21 protein-coding genes, 1 pseudogene and 1 riboswitch are annotated in these 23272 nt (G+C 72.2%); of the genes and pseudogenes, 10 read left to right on the top strand and 12 right to left on the bottom strand.

Features of this window, described 5'->3' with window-relative positions:
- Positions 1 to 140 precede the first annotated feature (140 nt).
- Positions 141 to 389, top strand: a pseudogene (locus RIN75_RS06720) (alpha/beta hydrolase); the annotation flags it as partial.
- A gap of 18 nt (positions 390 to 407) precedes the next feature.
- Here the strand turns inward: RIN75_RS06720 and RIN75_RS06715 are convergent.
- Positions 408 to 566 carry a hypothetical protein gene (locus tag RIN75_RS06715; RefSeq protein WP_309110908.1) on the bottom strand — a complete coding sequence of 53 codons (159 nt, stop codon included), beginning with the start codon at positions 564 to 566 and terminating at the stop codon, positions 408 to 410.
- A 118-nt stretch (positions 567 to 684) separates the two neighbouring features.
- Between RIN75_RS06715 and RIN75_RS06710 the strand changes: the two genes are divergently transcribed.
- Both RIN75_RS06710 and RIN75_RS06705 read left to right on the top strand, forming a co-directional pair.
- Positions 685 to 1404 carry a hypothetical protein gene (locus RIN75_RS06710; protein ID WP_309110907.1) on the top strand — a complete coding sequence of 240 codons (720 nt, stop codon included), beginning with the start codon at positions 685 to 687 and terminating at the stop codon, positions 1402 to 1404.
- Positions 1405 to 1472: 68 nt separating this feature from the next.
- Positions 1473 to 1823 (top strand): hypothetical protein, encoded by a 351-nt coding sequence (locus RIN75_RS06705; protein WP_309110906.1) that lies wholly within the window; start codon positions 1473 to 1475, stop codon positions 1821 to 1823.
- A 51-nt stretch (positions 1824 to 1874) separates the two neighbouring features.
- On the opposite strand, the gene RIN75_RS06700 is transcribed toward RIN75_RS06705, so the two are convergent.
- The 3 genes from RIN75_RS06700 to RIN75_RS06690 form a co-directional block, all read right to left on the bottom strand.
- Positions 1875 to 3053 carry a S8 family peptidase gene (locus RIN75_RS06700; RefSeq protein WP_309110905.1) on the bottom strand — a complete coding sequence of 393 codons (1179 nt, stop codon included), beginning with the start codon at positions 3051 to 3053 and terminating at the stop codon, positions 1875 to 1877.
- Positions 3054 to 3167: 114 nt separating this feature from the next.
- Complete coding sequence (locus RIN75_RS06695; protein WP_309110904.1) at positions 3168 to 4118, bottom strand: DMT family transporter; 951 nt, start codon at positions 4116 to 4118, stop codon at positions 3168 to 3170.
- 68 nt (positions 4119 to 4186) lie between these two features.
- Positions 4187 to 5455: a cytochrome P450 gene (locus RIN75_RS06690; RefSeq protein ID WP_375295922.1), complete on the bottom strand. Its 1269-nt coding sequence runs from the start codon at positions 5453 to 5455 to the stop codon at positions 4187 to 4189.
- Positions 5456 to 5551: 96 nt separating this feature from the next.
- Positions 5552 to 5669, top strand: a riboswitch (cobalamin riboswitch).
- Positions 5670 to 5761: 92 nt separating this feature from the next.
- Between RIN75_RS06690 and RIN75_RS06685 the strand changes: the two genes are divergently transcribed.
- Genes RIN75_RS06685 through RIN75_RS06665 form a run of 5 tightly spaced genes read left to right on the top strand, consistent with a single transcriptional unit; the run spans position 5762 to position 11190 of the window.
- The gene (locus tag RIN75_RS06685) at positions 5762 to 6991 is read left to right on the top strand and encodes a prenyltransferase/squalene oxidase repeat-containing protein (RefSeq protein WP_309110902.1); all 1230 of its coding nucleotides are present in this window, start codon (positions 5762 to 5764) and stop codon (positions 6989 to 6991) included.
- Positions 6988 to 7803: a hypothetical protein gene (locus RIN75_RS06680; protein ID WP_309110901.1), complete on the top strand. Its 816-nt coding sequence runs from the start codon at positions 6988 to 6990 to the stop codon at positions 7801 to 7803. The genes RIN75_RS06685 and RIN75_RS06680 overlap by 4 nt, the downstream gene beginning before the upstream one ends.
- Complete coding sequence (locus RIN75_RS06675) at positions 7800 to 8837, top strand: energy-coupling factor transporter transmembrane component T (protein ID WP_309110900.1); 1038 nt, start codon at positions 7800 to 7802, stop codon at positions 8835 to 8837. The genes RIN75_RS06680 and RIN75_RS06675 overlap by 4 nt, the downstream gene beginning before the upstream one ends.
- A complete protein-coding gene (locus RIN75_RS06670; protein ID WP_309110899.1) occupies positions 8834 to 10423 on the top strand; it encodes an ATP-binding cassette domain-containing protein in 1590 nt (529 codons plus the stop codon). Before RIN75_RS06675 ends, RIN75_RS06670 begins: the two co-directional genes overlap by 4 nt.
- Positions 10420 to 11190, top strand: coding sequence for an ECF transporter S component (locus tag RIN75_RS06665; protein WP_309110898.1), 771 nt, complete (start codon positions 10420 to 10422; stop codon positions 11188 to 11190). Before RIN75_RS06670 ends, RIN75_RS06665 begins: the two co-directional genes overlap by 4 nt.
- Here the strand turns inward: RIN75_RS06665 and RIN75_RS06660 are convergent.
- From RIN75_RS06660 to RIN75_RS06635, 6 genes are all read right to left on the bottom strand, one after another.
- The gene (locus RIN75_RS06660) at positions 11176 to 11853 is read right to left on the bottom strand and encodes a hypothetical protein (RefSeq protein ID WP_309110897.1); all 678 of its coding nucleotides are present in this window, start codon (positions 11851 to 11853) and stop codon (positions 11176 to 11178) included. The two genes, RIN75_RS06665 and RIN75_RS06660, sit on opposite strands and share 15 nt — an antisense overlap.
- Positions 11854 to 11933: 80 nt before the next feature.
- The gene (locus tag RIN75_RS06655) at positions 11934 to 13115 is read right to left on the bottom strand and encodes a sugar efflux transporter (protein ID WP_309110896.1); all 1182 of its coding nucleotides are present in this window, start codon (positions 13113 to 13115) and stop codon (positions 11934 to 11936) included.
- 60 nt (positions 13116 to 13175) lie between these two features.
- Positions 13176 to 14759, bottom strand: a complete 1584-nt coding sequence (locus tag RIN75_RS06650) for a methyltransferase (RefSeq protein WP_309110895.1) — start codon at positions 14757 to 14759, stop codon at positions 13176 to 13178.
- Positions 14760 to 14838: 79 nt separating this feature from the next.
- The gene (locus RIN75_RS06645; RefSeq protein WP_309110894.1) at positions 14839 to 16224 is read right to left on the bottom strand and encodes an acyl-CoA reductase; all 1386 of its coding nucleotides are present in this window, start codon (positions 16222 to 16224) and stop codon (positions 14839 to 14841) included.
- A complete protein-coding gene (locus RIN75_RS06640; protein ID WP_309110893.1) occupies positions 16221 to 17285 on the bottom strand; it encodes an acyl-CoA reductase in 1065 nt (354 codons plus the stop codon). The genes RIN75_RS06645 and RIN75_RS06640 overlap by 4 nt, the downstream gene beginning before the upstream one ends.
- Before the next feature lie 198 nt (positions 17286 to 17483).
- Positions 17484 to 18245: a VOC family protein gene (locus RIN75_RS06635; RefSeq protein ID WP_309110892.1), complete on the bottom strand. Its 762-nt coding sequence runs from the start codon at positions 18243 to 18245 to the stop codon at positions 17484 to 17486.
- Positions 18246 to 18737: 492 nt separating this feature from the next.
- On the opposite strand from RIN75_RS06635, the gene RIN75_RS06630 reads away from it, so the two are divergent.
- Together RIN75_RS06630 and RIN75_RS06625 are read left to right on the top strand one after the other, a co-directional pair.
- Positions 18738 to 20849 carry a cyclic nucleotide-binding domain-containing protein gene (locus tag RIN75_RS06630; RefSeq protein WP_309110891.1) on the top strand — a complete coding sequence of 704 codons (2112 nt, stop codon included), beginning with the start codon at positions 18738 to 18740 and terminating at the stop codon, positions 20847 to 20849.
- A 78-nt stretch (positions 20850 to 20927) separates the two neighbouring features.
- Complete coding sequence (locus tag RIN75_RS06625) at positions 20928 to 21791, top strand: sigma-70 family RNA polymerase sigma factor (RefSeq protein ID WP_309110890.1); 864 nt, start codon at positions 20928 to 20930, stop codon at positions 21789 to 21791.
- On the opposite strand, the gene RIN75_RS06620 is transcribed toward RIN75_RS06625, so the two are convergent.
- Together RIN75_RS06620 and RIN75_RS06615 are read right to left on the bottom strand one after the other, a co-directional pair.
- Entirely contained in the window at positions 21775 to 22986 is a 1212-nt protein-coding gene (locus RIN75_RS06620) for an FAD-binding protein (protein ID WP_309110889.1), read from the bottom strand. The genes RIN75_RS06625 and RIN75_RS06620 overlap by 17 nt on opposite strands.
- A partial coding sequence (locus RIN75_RS06615; RefSeq protein ID WP_309110888.1) for a DUF6098 family protein occupies positions 22983 to 23272 on the bottom strand: 290 nt, incomplete at its 5' end. The genes RIN75_RS06620 and RIN75_RS06615, both read right to left, overlap by 4 nt.

The following is a 23272-nucleotide window of genomic DNA, read 5'->3' as shown; positions in this document are numbered from 1 at the left end:
AGAATCACGGCCGGGGTGGCCGCTGCGGCGCCGGTCGGCGTGGGTTTACCGCACCGCCGCCGGAAATCCGCATGAACGCGGCCCGGCGCCGACGAAGCAACGCGTCGAGGCGTCGTGATCATCATGGAATGGACACGATCATCGCCCCGGTCGGCCGGCACTCCGAACCCTTCTACACCAGCCTGCCCGCCACCACCGACAAGGCGTACCTGGAGATCCGCAACGCCGACCACTTCGTGGTGAACTTCCCCAACACCACGATCGCGAAGTACGCGATCTCGTGGCTCAAGCGGTTCGTGGACGACGACACCCGCTACGAGCAGTTCCTGTGCCCGGCGCCCGCGCCGGACACGACGATCTCGGAATACCGGGACACCTGCCCGCACTGAGCCCGCGCCGAGGGGTCCTCAGCGCAGCAACAGCCGCAGGACCGCCTCCGTGTGCGCCGCCTCGGGTTCGCGGCCGGTGATCAGGTTCAGGTAGGCGTAGGGCTCGACCGCCTCCTCCCCCTCACCGACCACGTCCCGATCACCACCACTCTCACCGGCCGCACGGTCGAGGTCCACGCCAAGACCGACGGGCAGTGGTCCGCCACGCCACGGCGACCCGCGCCGCGCGCACACCGCCTAAGCCACCGCGACCACCGGTGACGTCCGCCTGTTCGCCGAGAACGGTGACCTCCTGATGGAAGTCCTGGGCGTGCGGGCCGACCAGCTCACCGGCCTCACCGTGGCACACCGCTGGGAACCCGCCGACGCCCCGACCGACCACCCGCCCAAGACCTGGCGGCTGGACGGCGACGCGGACGGCATCGCCGACGCACTGGTCCGTGCCGGCCACCGGGTCACGCGCGACCCCGACGAGCCCGGGGACGGCGTGGTGTTCGTACCGCGAGGGATCGAGGAGGACCTGCACCGGTTGGCCGCGATCAGTGGACCCGGCTGTGGGTGGTCACGCGCGGTGCGGTGGCGATGGCGGGCGGTGGACGTGCGGAACCCGTTGCTGCGGGCGTTGTCGCCGGCGGAGGGGGTGCGGGCGTTGGAGGCGGTGCCCGGGTCGGGGCGGGTGGCGACCGGGGTGGTGCGGTTCGACCGGGATGCGGTGGTGGAGTTGTTCAAGGAGTTGGGACGGCGGCCGTTCTTCTCCGGGGTGCTGGCGGTGGCCGAGGGGTTTGGCGGGGGCGGTGGGGTGGTTCGGGTGTTGCGAGAAGGTGCTGGAGTGCCGGTGCACCTGTTTCACCCGGCCGGTGGGCCTACGAGTGTGTATCGGCCGCTTGCCGAGCTGCTGGGTGACCGAAGCTGTTACGGGTACGAGCGACTGGATGACGTTCCCGACATCGCCGGGAAAGCTCAGCGGTACGTCGAGTGGGTGCGGTCGGTGCAGCCGGACGGGCCGTACTCGTGACCCACATCCGGGAGACCTAAGGGGCTTCCGTCGAGCTGCCCTGGGCGGAGTTGGGCGAGCTGGACGACATGGGGCAGGTCGATGCCGTGCTCAAGGCGATGGTGGACGGGGGGCTACCGATCTCCCTGGGAGCCTTGCGGCACCAGAAGACGTCCTACCTGGACGCCCGAGCCGCCGAACGGTACTCGCCGCGCCACTTCCCGGGACGGGTCGTGTTCTACCGGGCCTGTGAGCGGGAAACGTTGACCACCGTGCTGGACCCGCGATACCTGCGCCGCCAGGAGGACGACGACCTGGGCTGGGCGGACGCGTGCGGGGAACTGGAAGTGATTCCGGCGCCGGGCGACCACCTGTCCATGGTGGACCTCCCCCACGTCGCCGTGCTCGCCGAGCACCTCGCCGAAGTGCTGGGGCCGTAGGGTTCCCCGGCGCGCGGGGTGAGGGCTGGTCCCCCCGCGCGCCGGGGACGATCACAGGGCGTTGGTGAACAGCAGGCGGTTGACCGTGCCGCCCGTCGAGCCGCCGCTGATCACGTTCGGCGTGGCGTTGGCGTTGATCCAGTTGTGCACGGTCGCCGAGGACGCGTCACCGTAGCGCGACTTGTACAGGGCCGCGACGCCCGCGACGTGCGGGGTGGCCATCGACGTGCCGGACTTCGTGCCGGCGCCACCGGTGTTCAGCGTGGAGACGATCGAACCGCCGGGGGCGTACAGGTCCACGCACGCGCCCGTGCTGGAGAACGACGACCGCGCGTCGGTGCGCTCCGAGGACGCCACCACCGACGCCGTCTCCACCTTGCGCGGCAGGCGGTCGCACGAGTTGCCGCCCGTGTTGCCCGCCGACGTGGCCAGGAAGACGCCCGACGAGATCATGTTGCGGATCGCGGTCTCCAGGCTCGCGTTGGCCGGGTAGTTCCACGACGTGTTGGCCACGGCGGGCTTCTGGGCGTTCGCGGTCACCCAGTTGATCGCCGCGATGGCCGCGGAAGTGCTGGTGCTGCCGGAGCAGTTCATCATCTTCACGCCGTGCAGCCGGACGCCCTTGGCCACGCCGTAGGTGTTCGACCCCACCGTGCCCGCCACGTGCGTGCCGTGGCCCTGGCAGTCGGTGTTGTTGCTGTCGATGGCGTTGTAGTCGAACGTGGCCCGCCCGCCGAAGTCCGGGTGGCCGGGCGTGATGCCGGTGTCGATGATGTAGGCGTGCACGCCGGAACCGTTGACGTTCCAGGTGTAGCTGTTGGACAGCGGCAGGTTGCGCTGGTCGATGCGGTCGATGCCCCATGACGGCGGATTGGTCTGGGTGGCGTCGAGCGCGTCGGTGACCAGCATGTCCTGCTCGATCAGCTTCACCGACGGGTCGCGGCTGAGCTTGCGGAGCTGGGCCGGGGTGAGCTTGGCGGCGAACCCGGTGAACGCGGAGTCGTACACGTGGGTCGGGGTGACGCCGGCCGCGGTGGCCGCGGCGGTGAGGCCGCGGGCGGAGCGGTCGACGGTGACGATGTAGCTGTCCTTGATCGGCGTGGCCGTCGCGGTCGCGGTGGCCGTGACGATCCGGGCCTGGTGCGGCTCGGCGTTGGCGAGCCCGGTCGCCATGGTGGCCGCGGTCGCGGCGGAAGCGAGGACGGCGAGTGTTCTGATGGCAGGGCGCACTGATCGGCTCCTCGGGTCACCCGCGGACGGGTGCGCTCCGACGCAGGGTTGACGGAGCGGACTTTCACTCGTCCGGGGTTCAACCCAGGAGCCTGATCAGCGTCTCACCGCCGGTCAACGGTCATCCACTGAACAGCCGCCCGCGTGCTCACGCTCGGTCGAGATAACCGTGAAGTGGTGACGACTGGACACTTCTTGTGGCCGCCGGGGAACCGCCAGCCGGGTCATGGCGACGCCGGCGAGGACTACCGCCATGCCGAGGACGACCCGCACCGTCAACGGCTCCCCCAGCACGATCGCGCCCAGCGCCACGGACACCACGGGCAGCAGGTAACCGACCGTCGCGGCGGCCGTCGGGCCTTCGTCCTCGATGATCCGGTAGTTCAGGACGAAGGTCGCCCCGGTGCCGAACACGCCGAGGACGATCACCGCCACGATCGCGGTCACGTTGGGGTGCGCCGGACCCGACGACGGCAGGGCCAGGGCGCTCCACGCGGTCGCCGTCGCCAACTGGGCGGCGGAGATCGCCATCGGACCGCCCTTGCCGACCAGGTGGCGGCCCATGTAGGTGAAGGCCACGGCGTAGCTGGCCGCCGCGCCGAGCAGCGCCGGCGCACCCAGCCCCATCAGGCCGTTCTGCTGCCACGGCGCGAAGATCAGCACCACCCCGGCGAAACCCAGGGCCAGCCCGCCCAACCGGACCGGCCGCAGGTCGCGGTCCAGACCCAGCGAGAACCCGATCAGCAGCGACCACAACGGGGTCGTCGCGTTGATCACGCCCGCGACACCCGAGTCCACGCTCTGCTGCCCGATCGCGAACAACGCGAACGGCACGGCGTTGCAGAACAGCGCGGCCACGGCGAGGTGTCCCCACGTGCGCGCCGAACGCGGCAGCCGCTGGCCGCCCACCCGGGCGAGCACCAGCAGCACCGCCGCGCCCAGCGCGCAGCGGATCACGGTGAGCTGGACGGGCGTCAGGCCGGTGAGGGCCAGTTCGATCCAAAGAAAACATGACCCCCACAGCAGGGCCAGTACGCCCGTCCGCAGCACCGATCGACTCGTCATGCCTTCACGGTGCCCCGCGACACCCATCAGAAAAAGTGAAGGCTTATTGAGCCGCTTTAAGCGCTACTTCACGGTCGCGTGTGGACCCACAGCGCTTCCACACCGTGCACGATGGACGCCGTGCGGAACGGCGGCCGTTCCTCCGCCATCCGCAGGTGCGGGAACCGCCGCACCAGCGCCGGGTACGCCGCCCGCAGCTCCATCCGCGCCAGCTCCGCGCCCACGCAGCGGTGCGCGCCGTAGCCGAACGCCAGGTGCTGCGACACCTTGCGCGCCGAGTCGAAGTCCAGCCGGTCCAGGCCCTCGCGGTTGGCCGCGGCCAGCGACACCACCACGACGTCCCCCTCCTGGATCGGCGTGTCCGCGATCACCATGTCGTGCTTGGCGAACCGCGGGAACGCCACCTGCACCACGGTCAGGTGCCGCAGCAGCTCCTCCACCACCGGACCCACGGCCGCGTCGTCGTCGGCCATGCGCGCCCGTGCCTCCGGGTCGCTCATCAGCACGATCGCGCCCAGCGCCAACATGCTCGCGGTGGTGTCGAAGCCGCCGGTGAGCACGCCGTCCGCCAGGCCCGCCAGCTCCTCGTCGCTGACCTCGTCCCCGTGCTCGCGGATGATCATGCCGATCAGCCCGTCACCCGGGTTCTTCCGCTCCTTGCGGACGATCTGCTCCATGTACTTCAGCGACTCGGAGATCGCCCCGAGCGCCTGCGTCGCGCCCCCGAACAGGTCGAACCGCGCCGCCGCCAGCTCCTGGAACCGCGCCCGGTCCTCGTAGGGCACGCCCAGCAGCTCGCAGATCGTCAGCGACGGGATGGGCAGCGCGAACTCCTGCACCAGGTCGACCGGCCCGTCCGCGGCCTCCATCGCGTCCAGCCGCTCGGTCACGATCTCGTCGATCCGCGGCACCAGCCGCGCCAGCCGGCGCATCGTGAACTCGGGCGTGAGCAGCTTGCGCAGCCGCGTGTGGTCCGGCGGGTCGGCGAACCCGAGACCACCGGGCGTCTGCTCCACCCGCCCCACCGCCGCGCCCAGCCGCGCGTAGTCGTTGCTGAACGCGTCTGTGTCGGAAAGCACTTTTTTCGCCTCGTCCTGGCCCGTGACCAACCACACCCGGACGCCGAACGGCACCGGGAGCCGGTGGATCGGGCCGGACTGGCGCATCCGCTCCAACTCGGGCACGGGAACCACCCCGTCGCGCTTCAACGGCACCAGCGCCCGGTCCGGGAGCAGCGACAACGCGCGTGAACCGATCCTCCCCATGACCCAACGCGTGACCGAACGCCGTGCGACCCACGCCACAAGGCCGTCGCGCACCGACGCCAGAGTCGCCATTCCACACCCCTCTTCCCCAGGATTGATCGACCGACGGTAACGGTAGGAACGAGTGAGGAGCATCGCGCTACAGGCGGATTGACATGCCATGTCGTGTGACAGACGATCTGCAATCGCGCATGTGCGGGGGAAGCCGGTCGAAGTCCGGCGCTGACCCGCAACGGTAGGTCCACCCGGACGAGCCCGAACGCCTGCCATGCGCGCAACGCTCCAGACACCCGTCGAGGTCAGCGGGTCGGAGCCTGGGTGGTGCGGTGACGGCTGTCCGGGGTCCGCTCAGACGCCGTACCCGGAAAGGCTCCCACCATGTCGATCAGACGGACCGCCACCGTCGCCGCCGCCGTCGCGCTGGCCGTCCTCGTGGCCGCGCCCGCCTCCGCCCAACCCGTCACCACGTCGTCCGCCGAGGCCGGCGCGGGCTGGCTGGCCCGCCAACTCGTCGACGGCGAGCGGTTCGAGGTCGACTACGGCGGCAAGCTCTACCCCGACCACGGCGGCACGATCGACGCCGTCCTCGCGTTCGCCGCGGCCGGTGTCGCCGAGGACAACGCGCTCAAGGCGACCGCGTGGCTGGCCGAGCCCGAGGTGCTGCCCGGCTACATCGGCGACCCCAAGGACTCCCTCTACGCGGGCGCCTACGCCAAGCTCGCCCTGACCGCCCAGGTGCGCGGCGAGGACCCGACCGCGTTCGGCGGCGTGGACCTGATCGCCGGGCTGAACTCGCTGATCACCGCGTCCGGCCGGTTCTCCGACAAGTCGCCCTACCCCGGCGACTACAGCAACGGCTTCAGCCAGTCCTTCGCCGTTCTGGCGCTGGAGCGGCACGGCACCGCGCCCAAGGCCGCCGTGGACTACCTGGCGAAGAGCGCCTGCCCGGGCGGCGGGTTCCCGCTGAATTTGGAGCAGGCCACGTGCGTGCCGCAGGTCGACGCGACCGCGATGGCCATCCAGGCCCTCCTCGCCGCCGACCGCGCCGAGGACGCGGCGGCGGGTGTGTCGTGGCTGGTCAAGCAGCAGCAGGCGGACGGCGGGTTCATCGACGTGTTGTTGCCGGGTGAGGCGGGCACGACGACCAACGCCAACACGACAGGTCTGGCCGCGCAGGCGCTGCGCGTCGCGGGTTCCGCGGCTGCCGCGGACAAGGCGGTCGCGTACTTGAAGGCGTTGCAGGTGGGTTGTGGGGATGTGAACGCGGGCGCGATCTCCTACGACGCCAAGGGCTTCTCCCCCGCCAACGCCAACCGCGCCACCTCGCAGGCGGTGTTGGGCCTGGTGGGCACCGGGTTCGCGACGCTGTCGTCGTCGGGGGCCAAGGCCTCCGCGCCCGTGCTGGACTGCCCGGCGACGACGACCACGGTCGGGGTTCCCACCACTTCGGACGCTCCGGTCGCCGGCCCGCAAGCGCAGCAGCCCGAGGTGCTGGCTCGCACCGGTGTGCCGGTCGCGCCGGCGCTGTGGTTGGGCACGTTGCTGGTCGTGGCCGGTGCGCTGGCGCTGTTCCTGGGCCGTCGCCGGCTCGCTCCCGTTCGCCGATGAAGGCCTTCGCGCCGCTGGTGGCGCTGGGGTTGGCGCTGCTGGGCGCTCCTGCGCCGGCGTCGGCGGCCGGGTGCTCCGGGGTGACCGTGGTGGTGGACTTCGGGTCGTTGGGCGGCGGGGTGCGGACCGGGTGTGCTCCCGGTGATCCGGCCAGTGGGTTGGCGGCGCTGGGCGGGGCGGGGTTCGCGTTCGACCTGGCGAGCAGGCAGCCCGGGTTCGTGTGCCGGATCAACGGTGCCCCGGCGAGTGATCCTTGTGTGAACGCCGCGCCGAACACGGCTTATTGGTCGTACTGGCACGGCGCGCCTGGTGGGTCGTGGAGTTACAGCAGTGCCGGGGCGTCGGGGTACGACCCGGCGCCGGGCAGTGTCGAGGGGTGGGCGTTCGGGGCGGGTGGTCAGCCCGGCATCGCACCGCCCGCGCCGGCTCCCCAGCCCCAGCCGCAACCCCAGCCTGTGCCGCCGGTTCAGCCCGCGCCCAACCAGCCCGCGCCGAACCAACCGGGGGCCGCACAACCGACCTCGACCGGCCAGCCGGGGGCCGGGCAGCCGGGAACTGGGCAGCCGAGTGCGACCGGTCAGTCGGATGCGCCGGCTCAGCCCAGCACCGGCGAGTCGGTCGCACCGACCTCGGCCGGCGAGTCCGGGCAGCCCAGCGCCACCTCGAGCTCGGCGGGTGTGGTGCCGACGGCGGGGCAGTCACCGGACGGCGGTGGTGTGCCGGTCGGGTTGATCGTCGGGGTGGGTGTGATGGCCGCGTTGGGCGCGGCGAGCTGGTGGGTCGCCCGACGCCGGGCCGAGTCCGGTTCGTGAGCGGGGCGGTGCACCCCGGCGCGTGGTGGCTGTGGGCGTTGGGGTTGGCGGTCGTCGCCAGTCGGGCCACGAACCCCGTCGTGCTCGGGCTGGTGGTCGCGGTCGCCGGGTTCGTCGCCGTCACCTGCCGGCAGGACACCCCGTGGGCCGACTCCTACGACATGTTCTTCAAGTTCGGGCTCGCCGTGCTGGGCATCCGGGTGCTCTTCCACGTCCTGCTGGGCGGGGTCGACGGGCCGACCGTCCTGCTCGACCTGCCCGAGGTGCCGCTGCCGGACTGGGCGCGCGGCATCCGGCTCGGCGGACCGCTGACCGCCGAGGGCCTGGTCTTCGCGCTGTGCCAAGGACTCCAGCTCGCCACCCTGCTGTGCTGCGTCGGCGCGGCCAACGCCCTGGCCAACGCCAAGCGGCTGCTCCGGTCGCTGCCCGCCGCGCTCTACGAGGTCAGCGTGGCGGTCGTGGTGGCCATGACCGTCGCGCCGCAGTTGGTGGCCAGTGCGCGGTCGGTGCGGCGGGCGCGGGCGTTGCGCGGTGACGTCGTGCGCGGGGTGCGGGCGGTGAAGCTGCTGCTGGTGCCGGTGCTGGAGGGCGCGTTCGAACGGTCGCTCGTCCTGGCGGCGGCGATGGACTCGCGCGGCTACGGCCGGCACGCCGGCCTTCCCACGCGGACCCGGGTGCTGACCGGGTTCCTGGTGCTGGGCGGGCTGGTCGGGTTGTGCGTCGGCGCGTACGCGCTGCTGGACGGCGGTTCGGCCGGTGTTCCGGTGCTGGTGGTGGGTGCTGTGCCGGCGGCGGCCGGGTTGTGGACGGGGTCGCGGCGGGTGCGGCGCAGCCGGTACCGGCCCGACACCTGGGGAACGCGGGAAGCGCTGGTCGTCGGGTCCGGGTTGATCGCGGCGGTGACGGCCGTGCTGGGGCCGGACCTGGTGATGCCGACCGTCCCGTTGACCGCGCCCGACCTGCCGCTGCTGCCCGCGCTGGGACTGCTGTGCGCGCTCGCGCCCGTGCTGATCGCCGATCGGAAGAAGCCATGATCCGGTTCGAGGACGTCTCGTTCACCTACCCCGGCGCGTCCGGTCCCGCGCTGTCCGGGGTGGACCTGGAGGTGCCGGAGGGCGAGCTGTGCCTGGTCGTCGGCCGGACCGGGGCGGGCAAATCGACCCTGTTGCGCGCGGTCAACGGCCTGGTCCCCCATTTTTCGGGCGGTGTGCTCGGCGGGCGGGTCCTGGTCGACGGCCGCGACACGCGGACCAACCCGCCCCGCGAACTCGCCGACGTGGTGGGGCTGGTCGGGCAGGACCCGCAGGCCGGGTTCGTCACCGACTCGGTCGAGGAGGAGCTGGCGTACTCCATGGAGTCGCTGGGCCTGCCCAACCCGGTGATGCGCAAGCGGGTCGAGGAGACTCTTGATTTGCTGGGCCTGGCCGACCTGCGCCACCGACCGCTGGCCACGCTATCTGGTGGGCAGCAACAACGTGTCGCGGTCGGCGCGGCCCTCACCGCCCATCCCAAGGTGTTGGTGCTGGACGAGCCCACGTCGGCGCTGGATCCGGGCGCGGCGGAGGACGTCCTGGCCGCGCTGCACCGGTTGGTGCACGACCTGGGCATGACCGTGCTGATCGCCGAACACCGGCTGGAGCGTGTGGCCCAGTACGCGGATCGCGTGGTGTGGCTGTCGTCGGACGGCACAGTCGTCGCGGGTGATCCCGGTTCCGTGTTGGCGTCGGCTCCCGTCGCGCCACCCGTGGTGCGGTTGGGGCAGTTGGCCGGGTGGGAGCCGGTGCCGGTGTCCATCCGGGACGCGCGGCGGCGGGCCGGGGAGCTGCGGTCGTCTTTGGGTTCGCCGGCGTCGGTGGCGCCTCCGGTTGGTGCCGAGGTGATGCGGGCTGCTGACGTCCGGGTGCGTTATGGCTCGGTGGAGGCGGTCCGGGGCGTGTCGCTGGCGGTCGGCGCCGGTGAGCGGGTGGCGTTGATGGGGCGCAACGGGTCCGGGAAGTCGAGCCTGCTGTGGGCGTTGCAGGGCAGCGGGAAGCGGTCCGGCGGCGAGGTGCTGGTGGAGGGAGTCGATCCTGCTTCGCTGAAGCCCGGGCCACGGCGGCGTGCGGTGGGGTTGGTGCCGCAGCAGCCTGGTGACCTGCTGTACCTGCACACCGTTGGGGAGGAGTGTCGGCAGGCCGACCGTGAGTCTGGGCGGGAGGCGGGGACGTGCCGTGCTTTGTTGGACCGGTTGGCGCCGGGCGTTCCTGACGACCGGCATCCGCGTGACCTGTCGGAGGGTCAGCGGCTCGCGCTGGTGCTGGCGGTGGCGCTGACCCCGTCGCCCAAGGTCGTTCTTTTGGACGAGCCGACGCGGGGGCTGGACTACCCGGCCAAGACGCGGTTGGCCGAGGCGCTGGCGGAGTTGGGGCACGCGGTGGTGTTGGCCACGCACGACGTGGAGTTCGTGGCCGAGTACGCGACCCGGGTGGTGGTGCTGGCGGACGGCGAGGTGGTGGCCGACGGCTCCACCGGGGAGGTGGTGACCGCGTCGCCGACGTTCTCGCCGCAGGTCGCGAAGGTGTTGGCGCCGTTGCCGTGGCTGACCGTGGGGGATGTGGCGCGGGCTTTGGCGGCACGATGAGCGTTCCGATCCGTGCGCGTGCGGCGGTGGCCCTGGGCGGGTCGGCGGTGATCGGCGTGGCGGCGTTCTGCTGGCCGTTGTTCGTGCCCGCCGGGGGTGTGAGCGTCGAGGCCCCGTGGCTGTTCGCCTTGTTGTTGCCGTTGGTGTTGGCCGTGGCGCTGGCGGAGATCAGTTCCGGCGGGATGGACGCGAAGGCCGTGGCCATGCTCGGCGTGCTGTCGGCGTTGGGTGCGGCGATCCGGCCGTTGGGCGCGGGGACGGCGGGGATCGAGACCGTGTTCTTCCTGCTCGTGCTGGGTGGGCGGGTGTTCGGGCCGGGGTTCGGTTTCGTGCTGGGCAACACGATGCTGTTCGCGTCGGCCCTGCTGACCGGTGGGATCGGGCCTTGGCTGCCCTACCAGATGCTGGCGTCGTCGTGGGTCGGGCTGGGGGCCGGGTTGCTGCCGGCGATGCGCGGGCGGGTCGAGCTGGTGGTGTTGGCCGGGTACAGCGCGGTGGCCTCGGTGGTGTACGGGTTGCTGCTCAACCTGTCGTTCTGGCCGTTCGCGTTGAGTGCCGGGAGCACGAGCGTGTCCTATGTGCCGGGTGCGCCGTTGGGGGACAACCTGGTGCGGTTGGTGGGGTTCAGCCTGGCCACCTCGTTGGGGTGGGATGTCGGGCGGGCGGTGACGACCGTGGTGTTGGTGCTGGTCACCGGTCCTGTGCTGCTCCGGACCCTGCGACGCGCCGCCCGGAAGGCCGCCTTCACCGGATCAGGGCTTGGGTAGGGCGGAGGCGGTCTTGGCCAGGGCGTCCAGCAGGTCCGGGGGCAGGTGGCCGGTGGCGGACTCGGCTTCGGCGGTGGTGATGGTGGTCCGGTCCTGGTCCGAGCCGTAGTTGTGGCCGTGGAAGGTGGTGGGGGGCAGGGCCAGGAGTTCGGCGGGCAGTGGCCTGATGTCGCCGGTGCCGTGCTTGTCCATGAGGCGTTTGAACCGGTCGGCGTCCCGGGTGGTGCCGAAGCTCGTCCAGACGACCGAGATGAGCGCGGTGTTGCCGGCGTCGTCGTCGAGGGCGATGAGGATCTTGTCCATCGAGGTGCACCGGTGGTTGAGGAAGTACTCCTGCACCTGCCCGAAGGACGACGCGATGCACTCCGCCTGCTGGGTGGGTGTTCGGCGGCGTTCGCGCATCCCGAAGCGCCGCCAGGCGGCGTCGGAGTCGCCCCGTCTGGCGTCCTTCCGGCCTTCCGACTTGCGGACCGACATGCTCTGTCCGCTACTCGACGCGCTGCCGGCCAACTCCCCGATGGTGCTGACCCCGGCGCCCCCGGCGCTCAACGCGCCGACCGCCACCACCCCCGCGAGCAGCACCGCCCCGGCATTGCCGCGCTTGTTGTAGATCGGTATCCGCTTGCCGTTCTTGGTGATCCAACTGTCCGGCTCGTCCGCCATTCGGCCCCTCCCCTGTGGGGAAAGGTCTAGCAAGGTGTGGCGGGGGCTTCTCCCGAAAAGGGCGGAGATCTCGTGGGGTTTCACGCGACCTGATGAACTCGTTCGTTGCGGCGGGTGGCCAAGAGGAAGAGGAGGCCCAGGGCGGACATCACCAGGCCGATGGCGTAGGCGCTTCGGTAGCCGAAGACGGCTGACAAGGCCAGCAGCGGACCGGACAGCATGCCGCTGACCTTCATGGTGTTGGTGTACATGGTCGTGGCGTAACCAGGTCGGTCCGGCGCGATGTCCTGGAAGTAGGTGATGCCCACGCCCATCACGGCCGAGATGACCGTGGCGTGGAGGACTTGAGCTGCCGCGACTTGCCAGGTGGTTGATGTTGTGAGCATGACGCCGTAGTAGGCCGGCGCCACGACACCACCGGCCAGGACGATGCGTCGCAGCTCGATCCGCATGCCCAGGGCGCCGAAGGCCAGCATCAACGGGATCTCCAAGGCGGCGCACAGGCCCAGTACCAGGCCGGCGTCGGACGTGGAGCCGCGCAGAACATCGGTGATGTACAGCGGCATCGCGACCACCCCGACCGAGGTGGCGCCCTGCAACAAGGCGAACGCCGCGGCGGCGAACGCGATCTCCCGGCGGGGACCGGTGCCGTCGGTGGTTGATTCGGTCGGCTCGGCCGAGCCGGGTTCGGTCAGTGTGAACGCGGTCACGCCCGCACCGAGCAGGCAGATCACCGCCGCCGCGCCGTAGAGGCCGGTGAACCCGCTGATGTCGATCAGCACGGCGGCCAGCGGGGGTCCGCCGACCCACGAGACCGACATCATGGTGCGGAGTGCGCTGATGGCCAGTGATGCGCGGGTTGAGCCGGTGCGTTCGAGGACCTGGCGGGCGTAGGCGAACAGTTGGGGCATCAGGGCCGATGCCACGGAGAGCAGGGCTACGGACACGAGCAGGAGCAGCCAGTAGGTGCGGATAACGGCGAAGAGGCCGTACCCCACCCCGCCTGCGATCGACGCGATGATCATGATGTTGCGGCGCACCGCCCGTGCGTCGGACAGCCGGCCGACGAGAGTGCTCACCACCAGCGACGACAACGCCCCGCACAACAGGAACGCTCCCGTGGCGAACGGGCTCGCGCCCAGTTCCTTCACCAGGAACAACGACATGAACGGGAACGCCAGCGCGTACCCGACCCCCGACAGCAGGCTCACGGTCAGCAACGGGACGAACGGCCGGGCTGCGAGAGCGCTCACATGAGCCATACCGCCATCCTCGCCGCCCGACCGGACGGCGAGGAAGCGGTTTTCCGACCGGTGGGACGGTCAGACGGCGGTGGCGGTGAGGACCGCCATGTCCAGCGGTAGCGGCCGGATCTCGTCCAAGCGGAAACCGTTGGTGGACAACAGGTTGCGAAATTCGGTCGGGGTGCGTTCGCGGCCCTGGACGGTGTTGACCATCATGTGCACGTCCCACGCCAGCGGCAGTTCCTCCAGGTGGGTCTCGGGCACCGGACGTTCGACGACCACCAGCCGCGCGCCCGGCCCGGCGGCGGTGCGGATGCCTCGCAGGATGGTCGTGCAACGGTCGTCGTCCCAGTCGTGCAGGATGCGCGACATCAGGTACACCGCGCCGCCGGGCGGCACCGGGTCACGGAAGAAGTCGCCGGGTACCAGGGAAACCCGGTCCGCGCAGCCGAACCGGGAAAGCACGGTCCGCGCCGGCTCCATGACGTGCGGCCGGTCGAACAGCACACCGCGCAGGCCCGGGGCGCCGGCCAGGACGTAGCCGAGCAGGTGGCCGTCGCCGCCCGCGATGTCCACGACGATGCCCTCGGTGGGCAGGTCCAGCGCGGTGGGGACGATCTTGAGGAAGCTGGTCCCGGCCGCCATCGCGCTCTCGAACAAGCGCGCGTCGGCCGGGTGGGCGGCGAAGTGGTCGAACGGGTCGGCGCCGAACACGTTCGTGAACGCCGATTCGCCGGTGCGGACGGTGTGTTCCAAGGCCGAGAACGACCGGTAGAAAAGTCCGCCGTAGAGACGGGCCAGGTCGCGTTGCGAGCCCTCGACATCGCTGCGCAGCAGAGCGCCGGTCTCGGTGAGCACCCAACCGTTGTGGTCCTGCGCGAACACACCCAGCGCCGCCAGGTAGCGCAGCACGCGTCCCAGGTTGTCCTCCCGCGCCCCGCACGCCGAGGCCAGGTCGGCGGTGGCGCGGGGACCGTCGGCAAGCAGGTCCGGGACGCCCAGTTCCGCTATCACAGCCAGGGATCTGGTCCGCCACGCACCGCTCATCAGCCGCAGCAGGTCCCGGCGCGGCTGGTCCGGACGGCCCAAGTGCCTGCGCAGCAAGGATTCCCGGTGGCCTGGCACGGTCAACTCCATGCGGCGCGCGCCCCGCAGGTACAGCACGGTCACGTCCTCGTGCTTGTTGTAACCGCCCCCGTCGGGCGTGAGGCCGGCGTCGGCCAGGTGCTCGTAGATGCCGCGCAACACCACCTCGTCGTCGGTCGACGCGCGGAACGCCAAGTGCTCCTCGTCCCCCGGCACGTCCGGTAAATCACCGCACAGCACGAAAAGCTCCAGCTCGCGCGGCCCGGCACCGATCACGGCGTGCACGATCCGCACGTCGAGGTCCTCGCGGCCCAGTCGCCGCGCCAACCGGTCCCGCACCACCACGCTGGGGACGGGGTCCCGCGGGCGCACGCCCAGCCGCACCAGGTCCGCCACGACGGCGTCCACGTCCGGCGCCACCACCAGCAGCGCGCCGTGCGCGAAGTCCAAGTGGCGGACCAGGTCCAAGCCCGGTAAGACCGCGTCCAACGCCTCCCGCGTGCCGGTTCGGTCGATGAAGTCGACGGCGTCGGCGACCCGACGCGCATCCCGTTCGCACAGACCTGAAAAGGACATGGCGGTACCCTTCCCCCAGTCGTGAGCCGGTCCCCGTCTCCCAGCCGAGACGGGGACCCGCGGTCAGCGTACGGCGGTTTCAGCCCTCCGTGGCGGCCGATTCCGGGTGGTTTTCCACGTCACACCAACGAACCAGGCCGGCGATGCGCGGCTGACCGTCGTGCCGCCAGGCGAACCCGGCGCGGCTCATCTCACCGGGCGCGGCGATGCGGCTGGCGCCGACGCGGGCGAGTTGGTCGGCGATGCGCCAGAACTCCTCCCCCACCGCGCCCAGGCCGACGTTCTGCAGGTGCCGGGCGTACGGGCGCATCAGCTCCACGGCGGCGGCCGGGTCGGGCACCGCGACGATCCGCGCGACCCGGTTGCCCGCGCCGCTGAGCGGCAGCAGCGCGTCGTCCAGCACGACCGTCCACTCCAGACCGCTCGCCGCCCACACCTCGCCGGACGCCGTGCTCGCGGCCCGCCACTCGGCGTTGATCCTCCGGTGCTGCAACACGATCGCGTCGTCCTCGTCGACCGTCCCGGGTGGACAGTCGGAGGCGGCGCGGCGCATGGCGTCGGCGACGTGCTCGGCCACCGCCCGCGCGTGCCGCCGGTCCACCAGGTAGACCTGGGGCGACAGGCAGGCGTGCTGGTCGAAGTCGCTGCAGTCGGCGGCGATCCGGCGCGCCACCTCGGCGGGGCCGTGCAGCCGGGCGTAGGCGTCGGTGACGATGCCGAAGGACAGCTTGTGGCCGTGCTCCTCGTAGACCTGGTGCGGCGCGACCTTCGCGCGGATGGCCGCGCACGCCTGGTCGCTGCCGTAGGCGACGACCGCGTCCGCCTGCTCCAGCGCCGCGGACAACGTGGTGTCGTCGCTGCGGCTCCAGTACGTGGCCACGACGGCGTCGGCCAGCACGGGCTCCACCTCGTGCAGGGAGCGCAGGAACGCGGCGGTGAAGTTGGGTTCCTTGGCCGGGAGCTTCGCGATGAGGGCGGACTTCACCAGCAGCGCCCGCACCAGCGACCGCGCGGGCAGGCCGGGGACGTTGCCGGAGAACACCGCCAGCGTGACCCGCGGACCGATGGCCCTGGTGCCGCCGCGGAAGCCGTCGAGCACCTCCGGGTCGCCCAGTTCGCGTTCCAGGGCGGCCAGCAGGGACCCGGTCCGCAGGTTGCCCACTTCGGCGTCCAGGGCGCGGTCGACGGTCTCCTCGGACATGCCCGTCACCTTGACCGCGTCCACGACCGCCTTGCGGCGCAACGGGAAGTCGCGTTTGGCCCAGCGCTCGGCGACCACGTCGACCACGTCGACGATCCGCCGCACGGGCAGTTCGCGCAGCCGTTCGTGGGCGCGCCGCAACCCCTCGCCGGTCAACGCCCAGTCGACCGGGCGCGCACCGGGCCACTCGTCGTCGCCCGAGGACAGCGTGAAGGACTCGGTCGCACCGACCCAGTCCGGCAGCCACGACACCGACACCGTCACTGCCCTCCCGTCAGCTCATCCAGCGACAGCGAGCAGCCCCGGCTGGTGCTGCCCGCGACGCGCCCGGCGATCGCCACCCCGTCGCGGTGGGCGATGCCCAGGTCGCCGGTCAGCAGCACGTGCGGCCGGTCGAGCAGGCTCAGGTCCGTGATCTCCAGCAGACCGCGCCCCTCGGTGACGAACTCCCTGGTCCGCGGGTCGCGGACGCGCGGCCCGCCGAAGTGCTGCCACGCCTTGGGGCGTTCACCCAGCGGCCCCACCGGTTCGTCGGAGCTGTCGTAGAGCTGGTTGGCCAGCTCGGTCATGCCGAAGATGTTGCCGAACCGCTCGATCCCGAACACCCGCCGGACGCTGTCGCGCAGGTCGTCCACCCGCATCACGCGCGAACGCCCCTTGAACCCACCGCCGTCGAACATCCGCGAGCCGGGCGGTAACTCCCACCGCCTGCCCTCGGCTTCCAGCCGGTCGCACACGTTGACGTAGGCGAAGCTCGCGCCGACCATCACCACGGGCACCTCGTCCGCCACGGCCCGGTCGAGGGTGCGGGCGAGCAGGTCGTAGTCCACGCCGCCCGCGCCGATGACCGACGCGCTGTAGTGGGGATCGCCGCACTCCTCGCGGATGCGGGCCATGTCGAAGGCGATCGCCATGTCCGGCGCGGCCTCCTCGCTGGGCGCGAACACCACCACGGCGGGTTCCACCGGGTCCGGGATCAGGGCGCGGCGGGCGTTGGCGCGGATCGCGATGCCCTTGAGCGCCAAGCCAAGGCGGGTGTAGCGGACGCGGCCCCGCACGGCCCCGGTCGTGCCGCTGGTGCGGAACTCGCGGACCGCGGGCTCGTCGGGGAACAGGTGCGGCCCGCCGTCCTTGTACGCGTCGGCCGGGACGCCTACCCCGGTGCCGACCTGCTTCCAGTACCGCGCCACCTCCGGCGAGTTCGCCACCGCCAGTTCGACCAGCTGCTCGTGGAGCGCGTCCGGGTCGCCCTGCCGGTCGGTGGCCAGCAGCGCCAGCCGTTCGAACAGCCGGTGGACGTGCGGGTCGTCGTGGGCAACGGTCATCGACTGCCTCCATGCTCGGTGGGCACCCCGACGTGGAAAATCGGGTGGAAGGTGTGAGACTTCCCAGGTCGGGTGCTTCTGGAGCACCCGTTCGTCCCATCCCGGCCGGGCAGCGACTCGGGCACGCTAGCAACGTGAGCGGTCGTCCAACAAGGAACGTCGCCTGTTCGCAGTACCCCTGTTTTTGCGGACGGATCCTCAGGCAGAACTGGTGATCACGGCGAACCGTGCGCCGAACGGGTCGGCCAACCACGCCATCCGTCCCACGCCCTCGTAGTCCGTCGCGGGCATCACGACCGTGCCGCCCGCCTTCGTGCTCTTGTCGACGGTGGCGTCGGTGTCGACCACTTCGACGTAGGGCAGCCAGTGCGGGGAGTTGCCGGGCTGCAGCGGCGTCACGCCGCCGAACGACGAGTTCTCGTCACCACCCGCCGGGGTGAAGATCGTGTACTGGCCCTCGGCCATCGGCATGTCCGTGGCGTTCCAGCCCAGCACGGCGCGGTAGAAGGCGCGGGCGGTGTCCGGTTCGGGGCTGTGCAGCTCGGTCCAGGCCAGCGAGCCGGGCTCGGTGACCAGCTCCAGGCCGGGGTTCTCGCCGGGTTGGAACGCGGCGAACTCCGCGCCGCCGGGGTCGGTCAGCTGCACCAGCCGCCCGCCGCCGGGCACGTCCACGGGTTCCAGCCGCACGTGCCCGCCGGCCTCGCGCGCGGCCCGCGCGGTGGTCTCGACGTCGGGCGAGTGGAAGTAGATCGTCCACGCCGAGGCCGCGCCCTCGTCCAGCGACCCGACGGCGCCGACCGTCTTGCCGCCGTGCAGGAACAGCGCGTACTCGCCGTCGGGGTCGAAGCTGCGGGTCTCCCAGCCGAACACGCCGGTGTAGAAGTCGGCGGTGCGCTTCTGGTCGGGGCTGCCGATGTCCAGCCAGTTGGGGGTGCCGGGCGCGGAGTTCGTGGTCAGCACGGTGCACCTGCCGGGGGTGTGGTGTCCGGGGCGGCACCACGCTAGCGCCGTCGGCTGGTGGGGGCATCCGGAAGCACCCGGGCGGTCGTTGTGGCGGTCGGTCTCACCCGCATGGCCCAACTCGCCCATGCGGGTGTTCTTGACCGGTCGGGCGCGGGCTCGGGGGTGAGCACGCAGAGTTGTCGAATCATTCGACGCCGGCCGGTTCGCCACGAGAAAACCGGCGCAATTCCGGGAGCGCTCCCAGCGCATTCGGTGACAATTCCAGGTGAAGTGGCCGTGACCCACCACCCGGCCGGCAGAACCCGAGGTCTCCGCACTTTTGCGGCCGGTGTTGACGTTCCGGCCATTCCTACCATAACGATGTCACCGGTCGGGCTAACGCGGCACCGCAGATAGCGATATCCGCGCTATGGGGATCGATTCCACGCCGGCAGTACGAGTCGACCCCATGCCCCCCGGATGCAAACCACCAGCCACCTGGAGTGCCGGATGAACAGCCGAGTGGTCGAACTCGAATCCGTCCTGTCGCGCACGACCCCCGACCGCCGCGAGGCCCAGCACCTGGCGGTCGAACTGGCCGACACCCTCGACGCCACCACCGCCCGGCGGCACCTCGACCGCCTGCTGCGCTGCGTGACCGCGTTGACCCGGATCGGTTCGGCCGAGGCGGGCGAAGAACTCCTGGACGCGATGCTCGACCTGGTCGAGCCCGGCAGCGACGAGGCCTCGAAGGTGCGCGACCAGCGCGCCCTGGTCGCCGTCGCCCGCCGGGCCGACACCCCGATCACCCACCCCGCCAACCCCCGCACCACCCTCGACGCCCGCCCGCACACGCCGAGCCCCCGCCGGCCCGACTCCCCCGCCACCGCCGCGCAGCCGGTCGCACCGCACAACGGCCCCCAGCCCACCAACCGCCACCACGACCCCGCCGCCGGCGGCACCGCCCAGCCCTACGAGCGCACCAGACCTCTGGAGCGCGCCACCGACGCCCACCAGCGCGGCCCGCAGCCACTGGAGCGCACCGCCCAGCGCGAGCGCACCGCGCAGCCCCTCCAGCGCACACCGCAGCCCTACCAGCGCGGCACCGCCGCCCAGCCGCTGGAGCGCACGACCCCACCGCGGCCCCTCGGCCACACCGCCACCCGCCCGCACACCGGCCACGGCACCGCGGGCCTGGCCGCCATCGGCGTCATCCCCTCCTCCGGCACCCCGGACCTGCTGGCCTCCCCCACCGGCGCCCTCCCCGTCCTGGAGGCCGAGTACCGCCGCGCGACCGCCGCGTTCGGCGCGGACGACCAGCGCACGATCGCCGCGCTGGTCAACCTGCTGTCCTCCCGGTTCCAGGACGCCCGCGACCGGTGCAGCGCCGACGACGCCCAGACCGCCGTCGACGACCTGCGCGAGGCCTGCGACCGGGCGATCACCGCGCTCGGCCCGCACCACCCCAAGGCCCTGGTCGCCCGCTCCAACCTGGCCTCGGCGGAGTTCGAGCTGGCCCGCATCCGCCGCGCCGCGGGCCAGACCCAGCTCGCCCTGCCCGCCCTGCGCGCCGCCGCGGACACGTCCTTCGCCCGGCTGGGCCCGGACGACCCGCACACCCTGGTCGCCCAGTCCAACCTGGCCGCCGCCGAACTGGAGGTCGCCCGCGTCGAGGGCGCCCACACCCAGGCCCGCCGCGCGCTGGACACCGTCCGCACCGCCGCCGCCCGGGTCGCCTCGGTGCACGGCGCCGACCACCCCGCCGCCCGGCTGATCGCCCACCAGTTGCGCGCCTGCGAGACCCACCCGCTGGACCTGGAGCGGGTCCACGTCCCGGTCGACGAGGCGGCCCTGCTGCTCAGCCGCACCCGCCCGGCCATCCCGCTGACCCGCAGCCCAGCGCAGTACCGCGTGTCCGCCCCCTACGGCCCGGTCAACACCGACCCGCAGTGGCCCGCCAACAGCCTGCTGGGCCGGCTGCGCGACCACACCCGCCAGGAACTGCTCACCATCGGCACGGTCGTGCGCTACGCGGGCGAACGCGAGCTGATCGAGCAGGACGCCCGCGACACCCACGCGTTCCTGCTGCTCGACGGCATGGTCAAGGTCCAGGTCACCGACGAGGCCGGGGACACCGCCGTGCTCGCGGTCCGGGTGGCGGGCGACCTGGTCGGCGAGATGGCCGCGCTGGACCACAAGCCCCGCTCCGCCACCGTGGTGACCTGCGGTGACGTGGTCGCCAAGCTGATCACCAGCGCGGAGCTGACCGGGTTCATGCACCGCCACAACGACATGTTCGTCGAGCTGATCGGCGTCATCGACGACCAGTTGCGGTGGGCCAACAAGCGCCGCCGGGACTTCCTGTCGCACTCCGCCGCCGAACGGGTCGCCCGCGTGCTGGCCGAACTGGTCGGCTCCTACGGCCGGGAGGAACGCGGCGGCTGGACCCCGGGCATCCCGCTGACCAAGGTCGAACTGGCCTCGATCGCCGGCATGAAGCCGCGCACCGCGGAGAAGGCGTTCAGCGACCTGCGCAAGGCCGGGGTGGTGATCAGCCACTACCGCCGCGACGTGCTCATCCCCGACCTGGACCACCTGCGCCGGTTCGCCCGGATGACGTGATCCGATCACGGCGGTCACACCCGGGCGGCGACGTTCGTCAGGGAGGTGACGGCACAACGTGATCGGAGGAAGTCGACCGTGGACGACACCACCTTCCTGGCGGAGCGCTTCGACGCCAACCGGGCCCACCTGCGCGCGGTGGCCTACCGGGCGCTGGGTTCGATGAGCGAGGCGGAGGACGCCGTCCAGGAGGCGTGGCTGCGGTTGCAGCGGTCGGACGCGAGCGGGATCGCCAACCTGGGCGGCTGGCTGACCACGGTGGTCGGGCGGGTGTGCCTGGACATGCTGCGGTCGCGGTCGTCGCGGCGGGAGGACCCGCTGGACGACCACCTGCCCGAGGCGGTCACCGACGACGACCCCGAGCACGAGGCGGTGGTGGCCGACTCGGTCGGGTTGGCGCTGCTGGTGGTGCTGGAGACGCTGACGCCGGCGGAGCGGCTGGCGTTCGTGCTGCACGACCTGTTCGGGGTCGCGTTCGAGGAGATCGCGCCGATCGTCGGGCGCACCCCGGCCGCGGCCCGCCAGCTGGCCGGCCGGGCGCGGCGGCGGGTGCGGACCGGTGCGCCCGCGCCGGACGACCTGAGCCGCCAGCGCGAGGTGGTGGACGCGTTCATGGCCGCCGCGCGCGGTGGCGACTTCGACGCGCTGCTGGCGGTGCTGGACCCGGACGTGGTGCTGCGGGTCGACTTCGGCGCGCTCAAGCCGGAGCGGGCCGTGGTGCGCGGCGCGGCGGCGGTCGCGGGTCGGGCGCTGCGGTTCCGCTCCGCCTCGCGCGCGGGCCGGCAGGTGCTGGTCGACGGCGGCCTGGGCGTGCTGTCCAGCGAGAACGGCGTGCCGGTTTCGCTGCTGGGCATGACGGTCTCGGGTGGCCGGATCGTGGCGATCCACATCCTGGCCGACCCGGACCGCGTGCGGGACCTGGACCTCATCGAGCTGGACTGAGCCAGGCCTCCAGGGTCGCGTTGCCGAACTTGCCGGCCGGGTCGAGGGCGGCGCGCAGGGCGGCGAACCGGGGCAGCCCGGGGTGCGTGCCGGGGTGGGCGGACAGCTTGCCCCAGTGCGCCCTGGGCCGCCACGGCGCCAGCGCGTCCTCGATCCGGGCCAGTTCGGCGTGCACGGCCTCGTCCTGCCGCCAGGTGAAGTGGAACGCGACGCCGGCGCGCTCGAACGTAGGGCTCAGCCACTGGCGGTCGGCGGCGATGGTGCGGATCTCGGAAGTCAGCAGCAGGTCGCCGAAGTCGAGCCGGGACAGCGCGGCCAGCGCCTCGGGGGCGTGCTCGCGGGCCACGAAGTACTCGGACTGGAGTTCGCGGCCGAAGCTCGGGGTGAAGTCGGCGCGGAAGTGCGGTAGCCGCTCGTGCCACGGGCCGGGTTCGCCGAGCTGGGCGGTGCAGTGGTGGGCGGGCTGGCCGGGGACGGGGTGCAGCGGCACGGTGGCGTCGTGGCCGCCGGTCCAGGCCAGGTCGGCGGGCGGGTCGCCGACGCGCCGCTTGAGCCACACCCGGGCGGTGTCGCCCCAGGTGGTGAACGCGCTGACGCTGTAGGCGGCGGAGAACACGTCGTCGAACCGCTCGACCAGCGCGGCCAGCGGCACGTCCGCCACCACCCGCTGCTCGACGTCGAACGACGGCACCACGGCCAGCTCCAGCGCCACCACCACGCCGAGCGCGCCGAGGGACACAACGACACCGTCGAAATGTGGGTCGCCGTACCCGTAGGTCACCAGGTCGCCGTCGGCGGTGACGAGGTCGACCGACCGGACCAGGTCGGCGAGCGTGCCGACGCCGTCGCCGGAGCCGTGGGTGGCGGTGGCGACCGCGCCGGCCACCGTGACGTGCGGCAGCGACGGCATGGCGGGCAACGCGAAACCCTTGGCGTGCAGGCGTTCCGCGAGCCCGGCGAGCCGGGTGCCGGCGCTCACCCGGACCGTGTCGGCAGCCAGTTCGACCACCTCGGGCAGCGCGTCGAGGCGGATCAGGGTGCCGGTGGTGTCGGCGACCCGGCTGAACGAGTGGCCGGCGCCCAGGACGTGCGCCCGGTGCGCGGCGGCCACCACGCGGCGGACGTCGTCGACGGAGGTGGGGGATTCGACGCGGTCGGCGGTGAAGGTGAAGCTGCCCGCCCAGTTCGTGGTCACCCACCGGATTCTGCCTGCCCCTCCCGGTCCAGCGGACCCCACTCCCGGGCGTGCGCGGCGACCAGGTCCTCGCACTCGGCCAGGGCGTCGTCGCCGATCCACGCCAGCGCCTCGCGGCACTCCACCAGCGGCTCGTTGTCCGGGCCGCGCCCGGCCTCCTTGCCCAACAGCACCCACGGCCGCACGCCGGGGCCGCGCCGGTGCTCCAAGTGCCGGTAGTCGTGCAGGCGGCGGGCCACCCACAGCCGGGGGGGGGGGGGGGCCCCCCCCCCGGCGCCCGCCCCCC

The sequence above is a fragment of the Saccharothrix sp. genome (assembly GCF_031180885.1).
Lineage (GTDB): Bacteria > Actinomycetota > Actinomycetes > Mycobacteriales > Pseudonocardiaceae > Actinosynnema.
This window is presented reverse-complemented; position numbering and strand designations above follow the sequence as displayed.

Bases quoted from the DNA above. Each gene is read 5' to 3' on its own strand.
- RIN75_RS06710 (WP_309110907.1), top strand. From the start codon at position 685: ATGGAAGTCCTGGGCGTGCGGGCCGACCAGCTCACCGGCCTCACCGTG.
- RIN75_RS06705 (WP_309110906.1), top strand. From the start codon at position 1,473: ATGGGGCAGGTCGATGCCGTGCTCAAGGCGATGGTGGACGGGGGGCTA.
- RIN75_RS06695 (WP_309110904.1), bottom strand. From the start codon at position 4,118: ATGACGAGTCGATCGGTGCTGCGGACGGGCGTACTGGCCCTGCTGTGG.
- RIN75_RS06690 (WP_375295922.1), bottom strand. From the start codon at position 5,455: ATGGCGACTCTGGCGTCGGTGCGCGACGGCCTTGTGGCGTGGGTCGCA.
- RIN75_RS06685 (WP_309110902.1), top strand. From the start codon at position 5,762: ATGTCGATCAGACGGACCGCCACCGTCGCCGCCGCCGTCGCGCTGGCC.
- RIN75_RS06680 (WP_309110901.1), top strand. From the start codon at position 6,988: ATGAAGGCCTTCGCGCCGCTGGTGGCGCTGGGGTTGGCGCTGCTGGGC.
- RIN75_RS06670 (WP_309110899.1), top strand. From the start codon at position 8,834: ATGATCCGGTTCGAGGACGTCTCGTTCACCTACCCCGGCGCGTCCGGT.
- RIN75_RS06665 (WP_309110898.1), top strand. From the start codon at position 10,420: ATGAGCGTTCCGATCCGTGCGCGTGCGGCGGTGGCCCTGGGCGGGTCG.
- RIN75_RS06660 (WP_309110897.1), bottom strand. From the start codon at position 11,853: ATGGCGGACGAGCCGGACAGTTGGATCACCAAGAACGGCAAGCGGATA.
- RIN75_RS06655 (WP_309110896.1), bottom strand. From the start codon at position 13,115: ATGGCTCATGTGAGCGCTCTCGCAGCCCGGCCGTTCGTCCCGTTGCTG.
- RIN75_RS06650 (WP_309110895.1), bottom strand. From the start codon at position 14,759: ATGTCCTTTTCAGGTCTGTGCGAACGGGATGCGCGTCGGGTCGCCGAC.
- RIN75_RS06640 (WP_309110893.1), bottom strand. From the start codon at position 17,285: ATGACCGTTGCCCACGACGACCCGCACGTCCACCGGCTGTTCGAACGG.
- RIN75_RS06630 (WP_309110891.1), top strand. From the start codon at position 18,738: ATGAACAGCCGAGTGGTCGAACTCGAATCCGTCCTGTCGCGCACGACC.